The sequence below is a fragment of the Paenibacillus sp. 1_12 genome, assembly GCF_900114475.1.
Lineage (GTDB): Bacteria > Bacillota > Bacilli > Paenibacillales > NBRC-103111 > Paenibacillus_S.
This window is the reverse complement of sequence record NZ_FOTE01000002.1, coordinates 210881-226387: the sequence shown is the minus strand read 5'-3', so window position 1 is coordinate 226387 and position 15507 is coordinate 210881. Positions and strand designations below refer to the sequence as shown.

The 15507-nt window shown below is 46.1% G+C and carries 17 protein-coding genes; 14 read left to right on the top strand and 3 right to left on the bottom strand.

What is annotated here, in order from left to right; translation table 11 throughout:
• Positions 1-50 precede the first annotated feature (50 nt).
• Positions 51-1412, top strand: a complete 1362-nt coding sequence (locus BM210_RS05095; protein WP_091165204.1) for a dihydrolipoamide acetyltransferase family protein — start codon at positions 51-53, stop codon at positions 1410-1412.
• A gap of 11 nt (positions 1413-1423) precedes the next feature.
• Here the strand turns inward: BM210_RS05095 and prli42 are convergent, their stop codons facing one another.
• Positions 1424-1519: a stressosome-associated protein Prli42 gene (prli42, locus tag BM210_RS34650; protein ID WP_177237633.1), complete on the bottom strand. Its 96-nt coding sequence runs from the start codon at positions 1517-1519 to the stop codon at positions 1424-1426.
• 71 nt (positions 1520-1590) lie between these two features.
• Between prli42 and BM210_RS05090 the strand changes: the two genes are divergently transcribed.
• A complete protein-coding gene (locus BM210_RS05090; RefSeq protein WP_091165201.1) occupies positions 1591-2724 on the top strand; it encodes a M20/M25/M40 family metallo-hydrolase in 1134 nt (377 codons plus the stop codon).
• A 210-nt stretch (positions 2725-2934) separates the two neighbouring features.
• Positions 2935-4116 carry a DUF3866 family protein gene (locus tag BM210_RS05085; RefSeq protein WP_091165200.1) on the top strand — a complete coding sequence of 394 codons (1182 nt, stop codon included), beginning with the start codon at positions 2935-2937 and terminating at the stop codon, positions 4114-4116.
• Here the strand turns inward: BM210_RS05085 and mciZ are convergent.
• Positions 4046-4294: a Z-ring formation inhibitor MciZ gene (mciZ, locus tag BM210_RS05080; protein ID WP_091165197.1), complete on the bottom strand. Its 249-nt coding sequence runs from the start codon at positions 4292-4294 to the stop codon at positions 4046-4048. The genes BM210_RS05085 and mciZ overlap by 71 nt on opposite strands.
• A gap of 197 nt (positions 4295-4491) precedes the next feature.
• Here mciZ and BM210_RS05075 point away from each other — a divergent pair, with 197 nt between their 5' ends.
• The 4 genes from BM210_RS05075 (at position 4492) to BM210_RS05060 (ending at position 7635) form a co-directional block, all read left to right on the top strand.
• Positions 4492-5052, top strand: coding sequence for an NUDIX hydrolase (locus tag BM210_RS05075; RefSeq protein ID WP_091165195.1), 561 nt, complete (start codon positions 4492-4494; stop codon positions 5050-5052).
• A gap of 1 nt (position 5053) precedes the next feature.
• Positions 5054-6292 (top strand): endonuclease Q family protein, encoded by a 1239-nt coding sequence (locus BM210_RS05070; protein WP_091165193.1) that lies wholly within the window; start codon positions 5054-5056, stop codon positions 6290-6292.
• Between the two features lie 111 nt (positions 6293-6403).
• Positions 6404-7045: a stage II sporulation protein M gene (gene spoIIM, locus BM210_RS05065; protein WP_091165190.1), complete on the top strand. Its 642-nt coding sequence runs from the start codon at positions 6404-6406 to the stop codon at positions 7043-7045.
• 140 nt (positions 7046-7185) lie between these two features.
• Positions 7186-7635 carry a ferric iron uptake transcriptional regulator gene (locus tag BM210_RS05060; protein ID WP_091165188.1) on the top strand — a complete coding sequence of 150 codons (450 nt, stop codon included), beginning with the start codon at positions 7186-7188 and terminating at the stop codon, positions 7633-7635.
• Between the two features lie 88 nt (positions 7636-7723).
• On the opposite strand, the gene lepB is transcribed toward BM210_RS05060, so the two are convergent.
• Positions 7724-8272: a signal peptidase I gene (gene lepB / locus BM210_RS05055; RefSeq protein WP_091165186.1), complete on the bottom strand. Its 549-nt coding sequence runs from the start codon at positions 8270-8272 to the stop codon at positions 7724-7726.
• A 179-nt stretch (positions 8273-8451) separates the two neighbouring features.
• Here lepB and ald point away from each other — a divergent pair, with 179 nt between their 5' ends.
• From ald to BM210_RS05020, 7 genes are all read left to right on the top strand, one after another.
• Positions 8452-9609 (top strand): alanine dehydrogenase, encoded by a 1158-nt coding sequence (ald, locus tag BM210_RS05050; RefSeq protein ID WP_091165183.1) that lies wholly within the window; start codon positions 8452-8454, stop codon positions 9607-9609.
• A gap of 387 nt (positions 9610-9996) precedes the next feature.
• Positions 9997-10230 carry a DUF4227 family protein gene (locus BM210_RS05045; protein ID WP_091165181.1) on the top strand — a complete coding sequence of 78 codons (234 nt, stop codon included), beginning with the start codon at positions 9997-9999 and terminating at the stop codon, positions 10228-10230.
• Positions 10231-10328: 98 nt separating this feature from the next.
• Positions 10329-11240 carry a site-specific tyrosine recombinase XerD gene (gene xerD / locus BM210_RS05040; RefSeq protein WP_091165178.1) on the top strand — a complete coding sequence of 304 codons (912 nt, stop codon included), beginning with the start codon at positions 10329-10331 and terminating at the stop codon, positions 11238-11240.
• Between the two features lie 148 nt (positions 11241-11388).
• Positions 11389-12471: a GTPase domain-containing protein gene (locus BM210_RS05035; RefSeq protein ID WP_091165175.1), complete on the top strand. Its 1083-nt coding sequence runs from the start codon at positions 11389-11391 to the stop codon at positions 12469-12471.
• Positions 12472-12543: 72 nt separating this feature from the next.
• Positions 12544-13728 (top strand): phosphopentomutase, encoded by a 1185-nt coding sequence (gene deoB / locus BM210_RS05030; RefSeq protein ID WP_091165172.1) that lies wholly within the window; start codon positions 12544-12546, stop codon positions 13726-13728.
• Between the two features lie 58 nt (positions 13729-13786).
• Positions 13787-14617, top strand: coding sequence for a purine-nucleoside phosphorylase (locus BM210_RS05025; RefSeq protein WP_091165170.1), 831 nt, complete (start codon positions 13787-13789; stop codon positions 14615-14617).
• 41 nt (positions 14618-14658) lie between these two features.
• Positions 14659-15507, top strand: a complete 849-nt coding sequence (locus BM210_RS05020; protein ID WP_091165168.1) for a purine-nucleoside phosphorylase — start codon at positions 14659-14661, stop codon at positions 15505-15507.

Sequence of the window (15507 nt, the reverse complement as noted above, 5' to 3'; positions counted from 1 at the left end):
CGCTTACGATAAAGACTTTCTTAACAGAAAGTCCTTAGGAGGGAAACCCAATGAATCCAAACACACGAGGAACCGAAGTGACCGTTCCGCATCTGGCGGAAAGTCTTGTTGCGGCGACCATCGGTAAATGGCTCAAACAGCCCGGTGATTACATAGAGGAATACGATGCATTATGCGAATTAATTACCGAGAAAGTAACCACAGAAATGCCTTCTCCAATTGCAGGGCGATTAGTGCAAATTTTGGTAGGTGATGGTGAGACTGCTGCTGTAGGTGAAGCGATATGTCTGATCGAAGAGCCGTCCAGCCTTCAAAAGGAGGCAGCATCTACAACGCCGGAGCAGACCCGATCAGTTGCAAGCAGTACTACTTTTCAAGCTCCTGAGGGCGCAGATACCAGCATGCGAGGTCGTTATTCACCTGCGGTATTAAAGCTTGCAGGAGATTATGGGGTTCGTCTTGAGAATGTTCAAGGCACGGGTTTAGGCGGTCGCATCACTCGTAAGGATATCGAGGAGTATGCCAGCACGCAGAAGACGAACACCGCACATACAAGCCTTCCGGCATCAGAGCGGTCAAATGCAAATGGGGCAGCTGCTGAGGAAGCAGACCAAGCCAAGAAAATCAGAGATAGAGTGAGAACGACGGGTATTCACCTCTCAGAGAATCCGACTTTGCCTAAGGTTGAAGTGGAAGAGCCTTCTGGAGAACCAGGGAATGAATACTTTATTGATGTAACACCGATCCGGAATATGATTGCCAGCCGTACTCGCCAAAGTGTGAGCGAAATCCCTCATGCTTGGACGATGATTGAAGTTGACGTTACGAATCTGGTGCAGCTCCGCAATAAGCTGAAGGACGATTTCAGAAAGCAGGAAGGTATCAACCTGACCTATCTTTCCTTTTTGCTGAAGGCTGTTGTCAGTGCACTTAAAGATTTCCCGATTATGAACTCGGTTTGGGCCGTTGACAAAATTATCGTAAAACGCGATATCAATCTTACGCTTCTTGTTGGAACGGAGGATTTTGTCGTCAATCCGGTAATCAAAAAAGCTGATCAAAAAAGCATTGCCGGTCTAGCCCGGGAAATCGACGAGTTGTCCCGAAAAGCCAGAGCCGGCAAATTGACGCTGAATGATATGCAGGGCGGTACGTTTACGGTTAATAACACAGGAGCTTTTGGTTCAATTTTGTCTTATCCTATTATCAATTATCCACAAGCGGCTATTGTCACCTTTGAATCCATTGTGAAAAAACCGGTTGTCATTCAGGATATGCTCGCAGTGCGGTCCATGGTGAACCTGTGCTTGTCCCTGGATCATCGGATCCTTGACGGAGTCATATGCGGACGATTCCTGCAGCGGATCAAAGAAAATTTGGAATCCTATAATCAGGAAACCAAATTGTACTAGTTGAGTTTTTTCTACAAAAACGAATTTAAGGAAAACAATAAAGTGGACAATAGCATGGATGCTAACATTGCGTAAATAATAATTTTGAATAACAGCTTGTTGCGCATGAATTTCAACTCCTTATATGGGCTTGTCGTATAATTCTATTTTAACTTAAATCATGCTGAGGAGGAAAGAGATGATTCAGGAAAAAAGATTGGTGTCGGAATTCATTGAATTGGTTCAGGTGGATAGTGAAACTCGTTTCGAGCAGGAAATCAGCCAGGTCTTGAAGCAAAAGTTTACAGCGCTTGGGTTAAAGGTAGTGGAGGATGATGTCGCGGCTCAGATCGGACATGGCTCCGGTAACCTGATTTGCACTTTGGCTGCAACAACGGACGCTGAGGTTCCGAAATTATTTTTCACTTCACACATGGATACAGTAACACCAGGAAAGGGTATCAAGCCACAGATTGGTGAGGATGGAATTATCCGCAGTGATGGAACCACTATTCTCGGTAGCGATGATAAAGCAGGCCTGGCCGCGATGTTGGAAGCTATCCGGGTATTAAAGGAACAGAACATCAAGCACGGTCAAATCCAGTTTGTGATTACAGCGGGTGAGGAATCCGGGTTGAAGGGTGCTCGTGCGATGGATCCGAGCTGGATGGAAGCTGATTTTGGATATGCTCTTGATTCCAACGGACAAATTGGCGACATTGCAGTAGCGGCGCCTACACAAGCCAAAATCATCATAGGTTTCTCCGGACGATCAGCACATGCAGGGGTTAATCCCGAAGCCGGTATTAGTGCTATAACAGTAGCAAGCAAGGCGATTTCGAGGATGCCGCTTGGACGTATCGATAAAGAAACAACTGCCAATATCGGCCGATTCGCCGGTGGTGTGAATGGCGCTACGAATATTGTAGTGGACCGTGTGGAGCTTGAGGGCGAGGCACGCAGTATCGTTCAGGATAAGCTGGATCGTCAGGTAGAAGCCATGCATAAAGCATGTAAGGAAGCGGCGGCAGAGATGGGAGCCAAGCTTGATTTTCATAGCGAGGTAATTTATCCGGCATTTATGTTCGACGAAGAAGCTCCGGTTGTGAAGCTCGCCATGGAAGCAATGAGAAAAATCGGTCTGAGTCCTAGAACGTTCCATTCTGGTGGAGGCAGCGATGCCAATGTTTTCAACGGCATGGGAGTTCCAACCGTGAATTTGGCTGTTGGCTACGAGCATATTCATACAACAGCAGAGCAAATCGCGATTAAGGATATGGTAAAGGTAGCGGAAGCTGTGGTACAAATTATTAAAGATGTGGCTGAACAGTAATACTCTAGATTGAAAATTGTTTATAAGCAAGCCGTCACTCCAGAATCTGGGCTGACGGTTTTTTGCTGCAGAAATGAGCTCCATTTTCTTTTATTTTTGAAAATCTCTTAATTGTTGTTTGTTGTTAATCATCCAACTATCCAAGCCTTCATATAATTAAAACACAGTGAAGGCAAGCTGGAAAAGAAAGCTGTGGGAGGATGAGTCCAAGTGCTATGGGAAATTGCTGCAGTTAGTCAAATTCTGGCAAGCCGCGATGGCCTGCAAGAGCTTAACGTCTTGATGAGGGATGGTTCTGTTAGCAAAGCCATTCACTACACGGACGAATATCCTGAGTTGGCTGTGAACGACCAAGTGCTGCTGAATACAACGGCCATTTCATTAAAATTAGGTACTGGAGGGTATCATATCGTGCATGCGATTTTGCCCAGAAATGTCGAAGAAGCCTGTTGGGGATATACTTTACCGGCATTAGAACAAGCCTCATATGAACACTTAATATCCGGAACGAAACCAATAGATCGCGACCATGGGCATATTATGAAGTTGCGTTACACATCGCTTCAGCGACCAATGCTAGCGGTAGAGGAGCCAGCTAGTCCTTATCACCAAGTGTATTTAAATAAACAATCACTACAGGGGATGGCGGTTCTGATTGGTGAGCTGCACAGCATGCTGCCTGCTGCGGTATGTCGACTTCTCCAGCTATCGCGTGAATACGGAATAACTTGTCGTATTGCCTATGTGATGTCGGATGGGGGCGCACTGCCGATGGCCTTCAGCCGCCATACAGCTGAGCTGCGCAAGCTGAACTGGCTTGTGGGTACGGTGACATATGGTCAAGCATATGGGGGAGATGTAGAGGCCGTTAATAAATATACCGCGTTGTTAGCGGCTAAGCATGTATTGCAGGCCGACATCGTAATCGTAACGATGGGACCGGGAAATGTCGGGACGGGTACGAGATTGGGCTTCAGCGGATTGGAGACGGGCGAGTTGATGAATGCATCAGTTGCTTTGGGGGGCTTTCCATGGCTTATTCCCAGAATCAGCTTCACCGATTCACGTCCCAGACATCATGGAATCAGTCATCATACCTTAACTGTTTTGCAAGAAATCACCGCTACCCGATGCAAGGTAGTTCTGCCTAACCTTCCACAAGAACAAGGTGCGTACCTAAGACAGCAAGCAGAGCAAGCCTTGCTAGTGAACAAGCATGAGCTTGAATGGCGTACGCCAATCTCTACGACCCTCTGGGAGGCTTCTATGGACTCATATTCCTTACCTGTCCTTACAATGGGAAGGGGATTGTCAGATGACCCTACATATTTTGCAGGAATAGGGACGGCTGTGGAGGCTGCATGGGATTACTGGCTGGAGACTCGGAACTAAACCCCTTACTTGAACCAAACGTGGATGCAGCTGTGTGTGCATAATCGGTTTGCTCCGCCAAATAGGTTAAAAGGCTCGTATCCTCGGAACGCTTTTGCTGCGCCAATTCCAAATATCTGCGGATTTCCCATACTTGTCCAACCATACTAATCTGTTTTTCCGATACATAGGTTTTCATGATCTTGTCCCTCTTTTCCGGTAAAATAGGTTCTTTACACCGTATGAGCTGTCGGGAGCAATTATGTCAATAATAAAATAGGAGTCCATGAACCCTGCTATAAAACGAGGAAGTGACTATGATATACTTAAACTTAAATCAAGTGCCTGTTATTTGTATTACAGCAAATTGTGTTTTTTAAAACGGAGGAATCGATAATGTCGCAAATAAATAATAATAAATTTGAAGAAGTTACCCTGTCTACACAACCGATTTTCCAGGGAAAAGTCATTTCACTGCAGGTGGATACAGTTCGTCTCCCTAATGGCAAAACAGCAACAAGAGAGATCGTGAAGCATCCTGGAGCTGTAGCTGTATTGGCAATAGTGGATGATAAGATGCTCGTTGTAGAGCAGTATCGCAAGCCGCTGGAAAGAAACCAGATCGAAATTCCGGCAGGGAAGCTTGATGCGGGTGAAGATCCTTTGGAAGCAGCAAAGCGGGAGCTGAAGGAAGAAACAGGGTATAGCTGTGATACGATGAAGCTGTTATGCTCGTTTTACACCTCTCCCGGCTTTGCGGATGAAATTATTCATTTGTACGTTGCAGATCAATTAACCAAAGGTGACGCACAACTGGATGAAGATGAATTTCTTGATGTGGAGAGCATCACGCTTGAGCAGGCCCAGCAATATATGCGTGAGCAGCGAATTAGCGATGCCAAAACCATTACCGCTTTGTACGCATGGCAGACATATAAGCTGACAGGAAGCTTTTAAGATGGATTTGAGACCGTTTTACGCAGACCTCCACATCCATATTGGACGAACTGAAGAAGGCCAGGCCGTGAAAATCAGCGGCTCCAAGGATCTGACGTTTTATAACATTGCCCGTGAAGCATCCTATCGAAAAGGAATGGATATGGTCGGTATTATCGATTGCCAGTCCCCTTCAGTCCAGCGGGAAATGCAGCAATATTTGGATAAGGGCGAGATGGAGGAGCTTGCTGCCGGAGGAATTCGCTACCAGCAGGCTACGGTCATATTGGGCAGTGAGATTGAAGTTCGTGATCCCGGTATGGGAACTGCACATTTGTTGGCTTATTTGCCTACGCTTGCACTTATGCAGGAGTTTACCCGCTGGATGTCCAAGCATATGAAAAATGTAGGGCTCAGCTCGCAGCGGATCTATGTTCCTGCCAAGGTGCTGCAGGATGAGGTAGTGGGCCGCGGCGGATTGCTGGTTCCTGCACACATCTTTACCCCTCATAAAAGCATGTACGGCAGCTGCTCCACACGGATGGAGCATGTGCTGGATCTGGACAAAATTGCTGCTGTTGAGCTTGGCCTAAGCGCAGATTCGGAGATGGCTGGAGCGATATCCGAATTGGACCGATATACATTTCTAACCAATTCCGATGCTCATTCACTGGCCAAAATCGGCCGTGAATACAACTTGCTTCAGCTGGCCGAACCGAATTTTGAAGAGCTGCGCAAAGCTCTTGCGAAGCAGGATGGGAGATTCGTACTAGCTAATTATGGATTGAATCCTCGACTTGGCAAGTATCATCGGACCTTCTGTTCTGCCTGCAATACGATTCTCGATGAGCGGGAAACCACTGTTGACAGATGTATCTTTTGCGGCAGCAAGAAAGTCGTAAGAGGTGTTATGGATCGTATTCTGGATATCTCGGATCGTTCGACGCCAGCGGATACCGCACATGCAGTTCCTTTCAGAGAAGTCAGTACACAGCCGCCCAACCGACCACCTTATCACTATCAGATTCCTTTGGAATACATGCCTGGTCTTGGGCCCAAGAAGCTGAATCTTTTATTGGACAAATTTGGAACTGAAATGTATGTTTTACATCATGTCTCCCATGAGGAATTGACGCAGACGATAGGTGAGGAAATCGCTGATTTTATTGTGCAAGCCCGCGAGGATAAGTTGTCGCTTCGGACAGGCGGTGGAGGACAATATGGAAAAGTAATGAGTGCATCAAGGAAGGATAAGCTTTAGGTACCTAGTCCAGGAGGGCTAGCTCGAAGCCATAAAACAAAGCCAGTTAGTCATATCAGTTTCTATTCCCTCATATGCTTGTACTATAATCGTGCAAGGGGGGCCAACACCATGAACCGTAATCGTTCGCTGCAGCTCTATATGAAGGAGCATCTATCGCTGTATATCTTTGTTGGAGTGATCTTTATAACAGGTGTTGTTTTCGGGACTGTGATGGCCGGCGCGCTGTCTTTGGAGCAAAAGCAGGAGATTATGCGCTTCATTGGCAACTTTTTTTCATCGGTGGAGCAGGGGGCGTTAACGGATGTCAGGACTTCGTTCCTGCAATCCTTCGGGCTGCATATGAAATGGATTTTAATCATATGGGTGTTGGGAATGTCTGTGATCGGGCTCCCATTAATCCTGATCCTTGATTTTTTAAAAGGAGTATTGATTGGCTTTAGTGTCAGCTATCTGGTCGGACAATTCGCCTGGAAGGGTCTATTGTTTGCGCTTGTATCGATTGCACCGCAAAATTTAATCATCATTCCTGCTATCTGGGTTTGCAGTGTGACTGCGATTGCTTTTTCCATTCATTTGGTCAAGAATCGGTTGATGGTCCGAAATGGAATGTTTTATGAGCCTTTTATGCGTTATGCTGGAACGATTTTACTTTCCGGCTTGCTGCTGGCCGGCGTCGCTTTGTTCGAAGCCAGCGTTTCACCGATTATGATGAAGTGGGTTACACCCATGCTGATAACGATGACTCCGTAAATGTTTGACTTTCCGGCATCCCTCCCCCTATAATATAAGATGAAGCCCAGCTGATTTCCCGGTCTATTTTGTTATGTATAACGGGGCGCAATAGCTTATGTAGCAGGTTTTGTTATCGCAAAACCCGTAGGGGGAGGAACATGGAAGCTCGCATCGAAAAAATTAAGCAGCAGCTCCAATCACATGGCTATAAGCTAACTCCTCAACGAGAAGCTACTGTTCGTGTGTTGTTGGAAAATGAAGAGGATCATCTTAGCGCCGAGGATGTGTTCATGCTCGTCAAAGACAAGGCACCCGAAATTGGCCTTGCAACTGTATATCGTACACTTGAATTGTTAAGTGAACTGCATGTGGTTGAAAAAATGAATTTCGGTGACGGTGTGGCCCGTTACGATCTTCGTAATGAAAGTAATCATCATCATCATCATCATTTAATTTGTGTGCAGTGTGGATCTGTGGACGAAATCATGGAAGATTGGTTGACTGACCTGGAAGTGAAGCTTGAGAACGAGTATCGGTTTAAAGTTCTCGACCATCGACTGGATTTTCAGGGCATCTGTCATCGCTGCCGCGACAAAAACAATTCATAATATCAAACAAAACCTTCTCAACTTGCTGCTAAATAGGCAAGTGCGAGAAGGTTTTTTGCCGCCAATAAGAATTGGTTATTGCGGTTCGTTACATCTTGGTTCCTAATACATGATCCAAAGGAATGAATCCAATGCTTCGACTGTCTTTGCTATTGTTGCGGTTATCTCCCATTACAAAAAGGTGCTTGGCAGGAACAGTTATGGGTTGCTCGGACGTATAATTCATTTGTTCATTCAAGTAAGGCTCGTCCAATGCAATCCCATTGCGATATACCTTATGGTCTTTAAATTCAAGCACGTCGCCTGGCTTGCCGATGACCCGTTTAATATAAAAATTACGGTCACTATTGCCGGTAAATAAAGTTATCAAGGGATGCTCGGCTAAATCATCAATCAGATTGCGGGGACGGTCTACCCGGCTGTCGATAATGACGATATCCCCATATTGTGGTTCTTGATGCAAGGTGTGCGAGATTTTGGAAACAAAAATGCGCTGCTCGTCATGAAGAGTCGGGTCCATGGAGTGACCAAGAACATTGGTAGGCTGGATAATGAATACCCCAATTAACATGGCACAACCAAAAGCAATTCCAATCGAACTGACCCAACTGCGGAGCTCTGATGTTATTTTTTTCATAAATAGAGCCAATCCCTTTCGATTGCTAGGATGAATATTAAAAGTATAACATGCTGAAGACTGCAATTTCAAAGATTGGCGATTCCAGTTGAAATGAGATTAATTCATGGAGAAATAGGGGAAATTAGGGTGATAAACATACAATAAAGCTACTGATCTTTCGAGAGGAGATGGAATGTATGACAGGATACCGTAAAAGCACTATAGGAATTCCCAAAGAAATTAAAAATAACGAAAATCGTGTAGCCTTAACACCGGGTGGTGCAGCCTATTTATACGAACAGGGACATCGGGTGTTGGTGGAATCAGGAGCAGGTGAGGGCAGTGGGTTTACAGATCAGGACTACCTCAATGAAGGTGCTGAAGTTCTGGATGAAGCAGCAGATGTATGGGGTCAAGCCGACATGATTATGAAGGTTAAGGAGCCAATGCCCGAAGAATACGGCTTCTTCCGAAAGGATTTATTATTGTTTACCTACTTGCATTTGGCTGCGGAGTCCAAGCTTGCCGAAGCGCTCATTAAAGCCCAAGTAACCGGAATCGCATATGAAACAATCCAATTGACGAATGGGAGCTTGCCGCTGCTTACTCCGATGAGTGAGGTAGCTGGAAGGATGTCGGTTCAGATCGGGGCGCAGTTTTTGGAGCGCTTGAATGGAGGCAGGGGCATATTGCTGGGCGGAGTTCCAGGCGTGCCTCCTGCCGATGTGATTATTCTGGGTGGTGGGGTAGTTGGAACCAATGCTGCCAAGATGGCGATGGGGCTTGGAGCAAATGTCCTTATTATCGATCGTAGTACAGAACGGCTGCGCTATCTGGATGACGTTTTTCAAGGCAGGCTTCACACACTAATGTCCAGTCCCTACAATATTGCGAGCGCTGTGAAGAGAGCGGATTTGTTAATCGGGGCTGTGCTGATTCCAGGTGCAAGAGCGCCGAAGCTGGTTACCGAGTACATGGTGCAGCAGATGAAGCAAGGCTCGGTTATTGTCGATGTGGCTGTGGATCAGGGAGGTACAATAGAGACCGTCGATCGGGTTACAACACATAGTGATCCTGTTTATGTTAAGCATGGTGTTATTCATTATGCAGTTGCGAATATGCCTGGAGCCGTGCCAAGGACGTCTACAATGGCGCTAACCAATGTTACGTTGTCCTATGCTTCCGAGCTCGCGGGTAAAGGGCTCGTAGAAGCAATAAGGGTACATCCTGAGCTGCGGCCAGGAGTAAATACTTTTCAGGGACATGTCACACATGCAGCTGTCGCGGAAGCCTTGAAGCTACCTTGTGTGGATCTGGATAGCCTGCTGAAAGGTGTTCAGGGACATGGAACATAAATGTGGACAGGAAGGCATAAGATGAGATGTGTGGAGAAAGTTTGGTGAATTGGTGAATAAGTGTCGCTGCGCGGCCGGAGTATTCCTCCGATCGCTGTTGTTTTCGAATTTCCTAATTGTATAAATGATTGATAGGTTGAAATTCGGAAACAAAGGCGAACGCTCCGCTTCTCCAGAACACACCGGCTGCTCCGCTTTCTATTCACCGAACTTGTAAGAGAGAGGTAGAAAGAGAAGTTTTGCTTACGCCAATCTTAGCTAACGCTTACGAAATCAGTTTGCTAACGCAAACCACAGCTATCGCTTACGAAGTCAGTTTGCTAACGCAAACCATAGCTAACGCTTACGAAGTCAGTTTGCTAACGCAAACTCTTGGGAGGTAACCCTATGATCATTTATGTCCGCGATTGGTTAGTTCGAGGGAAGTATATTTTGTTTTTTCTGGTTCTGACTTCAATTTTATATCATATGATGCTGTTCGTTACTGAATGGATCAAGCCGGTGGAGAGATACAAGGAGCCGGTCGGAGGATCGGTGAAAGTGTTTCAAAACCATGCTAAGTTATCAGATAAGGTGCCTATGGGTGAACGCTTAAAGCTTTTTTATTGGCTTGGCGAATAAGCTTTTGGCAGCATAAGAAGGATTCTGCTCTTCCATGTTGAATTTGTTTAGACAGGATGATCTGTGGTGAACGTTTGACATTAGGAAGGGAAATTTGCATGAAAAACCAATTGCAAGACTTTGTACATTTTTTGTCCGAGGAGCGGGGACTGTCGAAGAATACATTGGAATCCTACAAAAGAGATATTTCCCAGTATCTTGATTATCTTGGAGACCAAGGATTCCAGACATTAAAGGACACTAAAAAATTACATATAGCTAACTATTTGCTGCACCTGAAGCAGCTGGGACGAGCGGCAGCTACGCAATCCCGAACCGTTGTCTCCATACGTGCGTTTTATCAATTTCTTGTGCGCCAGCGTGTCGTTGACCAAGATCCTACGATGCAGCTGGAGATTCCAAAGCTTGAGAAACGTGCGCCAAATGTATTGACCATCGGTGAAATGGAGTCGCTGCTGGATTCTCCGCAAACGAATACGCCCAACGGGATGCGGGATAAAGCGATGCTGGAGCTGCTGTATGCAACCGGTATTCGAGTTTCGGAGCTGATTTCTCTGGATGTTGACAATGTGAATCTCGAGATGGGCTTTATCCGTTGTATGGGAAAAGCTTTTAAGGAACGGATTATTCCTATTGGAGGCATAGCCGCGGAATTTGTTGGCTCCTATATCAATATGATGAGGCCGAAGCTGCTTAAGCAATCCAAAGACGAGCAAGCTTTGTTTGTTAGTCATCTGGGCACGAGAATTACGCGGCAGGGCTTCTGGAAAATAATCAAACGGTACGCAGCGGAAACTAAAATTGTTAAAGATATAACACCTCATACATTAAGACATTCGTTTGCTGTGCATTTATTGGAAAATGGAGCGGATCTGCGGTCCGTTCAGGAGATGCTCGGCCATGCGGATATATCAACGACCCAAATCTATATGCAGGTCAATCGTAACAAAATGAAGGAAGTTTACGATCGAGCTCATCCGAGAGCCAAGAGCAGGGAACATATGCAGTAATGGTATAGTAATTCAAGCAGGCCGCCTAATCCAAATAGGCGGCTTTTTGTATAATCTTCAACTCAGTCTCGAAGGATATAAGAGTGTGATGTCGAATCTTAATGGATTGGGTAATGGACCTACATAATGAGAATGAGGTGATTGCAAAATGACAGAGCTGAATCCTGCATCATTCAATAATATTCAAGACATACTAAGTGAGCTGGGGAAGGAAAAAAACACCAAGATCAATATCGCTTTATTCGGCCAGCCAGGCTCAGGCAAATCTTCCTTGATCAATGCCATTATCGGTGAGAATGTGGCAGAGGTTTCGACCCGTACAGATACAACAACAGAAGAAGGAAGCGTGGTATGGGGTGAGGATGATTCACTTCTACTGACAGATCTTCCGGGTTTTGGAACGAGTCAGTTCCCGGCTAATGAATATTGGCAGCGATTTACGCTGGATACATATGATCTGTTCATTTGTGTGTTTTCAGGAAAATTCCACCAGGCTGATGACGAATTATTCAATAAAATTATAGAAAAAGGCAAGCCGTGCATTTTTGTGAGAAATTACTCAGACACGCTGTTCGATACGAAAAGACTCAAAACAAAAGACGATTTGAAAGCGGAAATTCGCGAAGCGGTGGCTCAGCGGTATGGTATGGATACGAAGCTTATTTTTACAAGCTGTGTAACCGGAGAAGGAGTCGGGGAGCTGATCGAAGAAATCGAAAATAGGCTATCCTCGTCCAAAAGAGCCAAATGGGAACGCAATGCCAAAGCGTATTCGCTGGATTTTTTGAAGAAAAAAAAAGAAGCTTGTAAAAAGTTCATATCCTTGACGGCTGCCGCTGCCGCTGCAAATGGATTGAATCCGATTCCGGGGCTTAATATTGCCATTGACATCGGTATTCTACAAAAGATGTTTATGCAAATTAGAAAAAATTTCGATCTGTCCGAGGACAAGTTGAAGTCAAGGCTTCATCTGTATCCGCATCTTGCGAATGTGGCTAATAACATTCTCAAATCCGTATCTACCCAAGGTGTCATACATTTGCTGGAGAAGCAGGCAGGCCACGTAGCAGCGCAGCAGATATCCAAATATATTCCCTTTATTGGACAAGCTATCTCGGCTACGGCAGGTTTTGGCATCACCTATATGGCAGGCAAATCCTATTTGGATAATTGCTATGAAGTTGCTGAAGCCATGCTTAAGGAAGATTTGCACTATTCAGCATCAAAATGACTGCTTTGCAAACCACCCACTGTTTTGCGATAATGGCGAAATGTGGGATTCTTTCTATTGGAGGTGGCTGAAATGAGTTTTCAACGTATTTGCATCATTGTGTTAGACAGTGTTGGCATAGGAGAGCTTCCGGATGCAGCGAGCTTTGGTGATGTGGGAGCCCATACGCTTGGCCATATTGCAGAGCGTAACCCAGGCTTTTCCTTGCCCCACTTGGAGCAATTGGGACTTGGGCGCATAGCGCCGATTCAAGGTATAAAAGCTGTAGATCAACCACTTGCTTATTTTGGCAAAATGGCTGAAACTTCAGTTGGTAAAGATACGATGACAGGACATTGGGAAATAACAGGACTTCGTGTAAGCATTCCATTCAATGTATTCCCGGATGGCTTCCCGGATGAATTGCTTCAGCGCTTTGAACAGGAAACCGGTCGCAAGGTGCTTGGCAATAAACCAGCTTCAGGAACGGAGATTCTGGATGAGCTTGGGGAACAACAAATGGCTACTGGGGATTGGATTGTCTACACATCTGCGGATAGCGTCTTTCAGCTTGCTGCGCATGAAGAGATTATTCCGCTTGAAGAGCTGTACCGGGGCTGCGAGATTGCACGCAAATTGACCTTGGAGGAGCCGTATGCGGTAGGTCGTGTCATTGCTCGTCCCTACATAGGCAAGCCCGGAGCCTTCAAACGGACACCGAATCGTCATGACTACGCGGTAAGCCCGCCACAGTCTACTGTTCTTAATTATTTGCAGGAGTCAGGTCTGGATTGTATTGCTGTTGGTAAAATCAACGACATTTTTTCAGGGGAAGGCATTACGCATTCCCGCCCGACCAAAAGTAATCTGGACGGAATAGAAGCTACGATCGAGCAATTAAAGCAGCCATTTCATGGTTTGCTGTTTACGAATCTGGTCGATTTTGATTCCCTCTACGGTCATCGACGTGATCCAATTGGTTATGCGGATGCACTTCGGGAATTTGACGAGTGGCTGCCGCGTATTATGGAGCAGATTGGACCTGAGGACCTGCTTATTTTAACCGCTGATCATGGCAACGATCCGATTCATGCAGGGACTGATCACACTAGGGAATATGTGCCTCTGCTTGCCTACAGCCCGAGCTTGAAGCGGGGTGGCTCGCTTGGCATTCGCCAAACCTTTGCCGATTTAGGCGCAACGGTCGCTGATAATTTTGGTGTAGCATCGACTGGAAACGGAATAAGCTTTTTAGAGGAATTGAAGAAGGACGCATAATCGTCCTTACACCGTTAAACATTTCAATGACAGATTTATTGTGAAGGGGGCTTTTGATATGGGAGATCAAACAATACTCAGTAGCATCAAGGAAGCCGCTGAATTTATTCGCACAAAATATCCAACCGTACCACAAATTGGCCTGATCCTGGGTTCCGGCTTGGGTGTGATCGCTGATTTGGTAGAGAACGCAACGGTTATCACTTATGATGAAATTCCTCATTTTCCAGTGTCGACTGTCGAAGGGCATGCAGGCGAGCTGCTGCTGGGCACCATTCACGGCAAGCATGTGCTGCTGATGAAAGGACGTTTCCATCTGTATGAGGGGTATGGGGTTGATGTCGTCTCGTTTCCGGTCAGAGTGATGAAGGAGCTCGGTGTACAGACGCTGATCGTGACGAATGCTGCAGGCGGGGTGAACACCTCGTATGAAGTAGGTGATTTGATGGTGATTAAGGATCATATCAATTTTACATTCCGTAATCCTTTGATTGGTCCCAACTTCAGCGAGCTGGGAGTCCGCTTCCCGGATATGTCGGAAGCTTACAGCCGTAGACTTCGTCAAACAGCGCATGAGGTGGCCTTAGAGCAGGGTCTGAAGCTCCCAGAGGGTGTTTACGCAGGATTGACGGGACCTACCTATGAAACCCCTGCAGAAATCCGTATGCTGCGTACGCTGGGCGCTGACGCGGTTGGTATGTCCACTGTAGCTGAGGTCATCGTAGCGCGTCATGCCGGAATTGAAGTATTAGGCTTTTCGTGCATTAGCAATATGGCTGCTGGTATTCTGGATCAGCCTTTGTCACATCAAGAGGTCATGGAAACGACCGAGCGTGTCAAACCGAAGTTTCTGAAATTGATTCTCGGAATTGTCGCCAAGCTTGGCTAACCATGATAACAGATGGACAGAGGAAAGGAGTTTGAACGGGTTTGGAAACTAATTACGTACAACAAATACATGAGGCTGCTGACTGGATTCGTGAACGTCTTGGAGGCAATGTCCCGCAAATAGGTCTTGTTCTTGGCTCAGGTCTCGGCGATATGGCCAATCAGGTGGAGTCGCCTTTGAGGATCGACTACAATGAGATTCCGTATTTTCCTGTATCGACCGTTGAAGGGCATGCCGGACAATTTGTCATTGGGACTTTGGAGGGCAAGTCAGTAATCGTGATGCAGGGTCGTTTTCATTATTATGAGGGCTACTCGATGAAAAAGGTTGTTTTTCCGGTATACGTGATGAAGCAGCTTGGCGTTCAATCGCTGGTTATTACGAATGCGGCAGGCGGGATGAACCGTGAATTTCAAGCAGGTGATTTGATGCTGATTTCTGACCATTTGAACTTAACGGGAGACAATCCATTAATCGGTGTCAATCACCCCGAGCTGGGAGTTCGCTTCCCGGATATGTCAGAAGCTTATAACCGCGAATATCGTGTCTTAGCCAAAGCGATAGCTGAAAAAATGCGTGAGGAGAATAGCGCTATTCGGTTACAGGAAGGTGTCTACAGTGGAATTAGCGGACCGAGTTACTTGCCGCCAGCAGAGCTTACCATGCTTGCCCGTTTGGGCGGTGATGCTGTCGGCATGTCCACGGTAGGTGAGGTAGCTGCTGCGCGGCACTGTGGTTTGAAGGTGCTGGGCATTTCCTGCATAACGGATATGGCGATTGGCGAGGAGCTTGAGCCCTTGACTCATGAACAAGTCGTAGCTGTAGCGAATCGGACGAAGCCGATGTTTATTGAGCTTGTAAAAAGATTTGTTGCTCAAGTGACTGTTTAG

Coding starts and splice junctions, on each gene's coding strand:
- BM210_RS05095 (WP_091165204.1), top strand. CDS start 51: ATGAATCCAAACACACGAGGAACCGAAGTGACCGTTCCGCATCTGGCG.
- prli42 (WP_177237633.1), bottom strand. CDS start 1,519: ATGCGCAACAAGCTGTTATTCAAAATTATTATTTACGCAATGTTAGCA.
- BM210_RS05090 (WP_091165201.1), top strand. CDS start 1,591: ATGATTCAGGAAAAAAGATTGGTGTCGGAATTCATTGAATTGGTTCAG.
- mciZ (WP_091165197.1), bottom strand. CDS start 4,294: ATGAAAACCTATGTATCGGAAAAACAGATTAGTATGGTTGGACAAGTA.
- BM210_RS05075 (WP_091165195.1), top strand. CDS start 4,492: ATGTCGCAAATAAATAATAATAAATTTGAAGAAGTTACCCTGTCTACA.
- BM210_RS05070 (WP_091165193.1), top strand. CDS start 5,054: ATGGATTTGAGACCGTTTTACGCAGACCTCCACATCCATATTGGACGA.
- spoIIM (WP_091165190.1), top strand. CDS start 6,404: ATGAACCGTAATCGTTCGCTGCAGCTCTATATGAAGGAGCATCTATCG.
- BM210_RS05060 (WP_091165188.1), top strand. CDS start 7,186: ATGGAAGCTCGCATCGAAAAAATTAAGCAGCAGCTCCAATCACATGGC.
- lepB (WP_091165186.1), bottom strand. CDS start 8,272: ATGAAAAAAATAACATCAGAGCTCCGCAGTTGGGTCAGTTCGATTGGA.
- ald (WP_091165183.1), top strand. CDS start 8,452: ATGACAGGATACCGTAAAAGCACTATAGGAATTCCCAAAGAAATTAAA.
- BM210_RS05045 (WP_091165181.1), top strand. CDS start 9,997: ATGATCATTTATGTCCGCGATTGGTTAGTTCGAGGGAAGTATATTTTG.
- xerD (WP_091165178.1), top strand. CDS start 10,329: ATGAAAAACCAATTGCAAGACTTTGTACATTTTTTGTCCGAGGAGCGG.
- BM210_RS05035 (WP_091165175.1), top strand. CDS start 11,389: ATGACAGAGCTGAATCCTGCATCATTCAATAATATTCAAGACATACTA.
- deoB (WP_091165172.1), top strand. CDS start 12,544: ATGAGTTTTCAACGTATTTGCATCATTGTGTTAGACAGTGTTGGCATA.
- BM210_RS05025 (WP_091165170.1), top strand. CDS start 13,787: ATGGGAGATCAAACAATACTCAGTAGCATCAAGGAAGCCGCTGAATTT.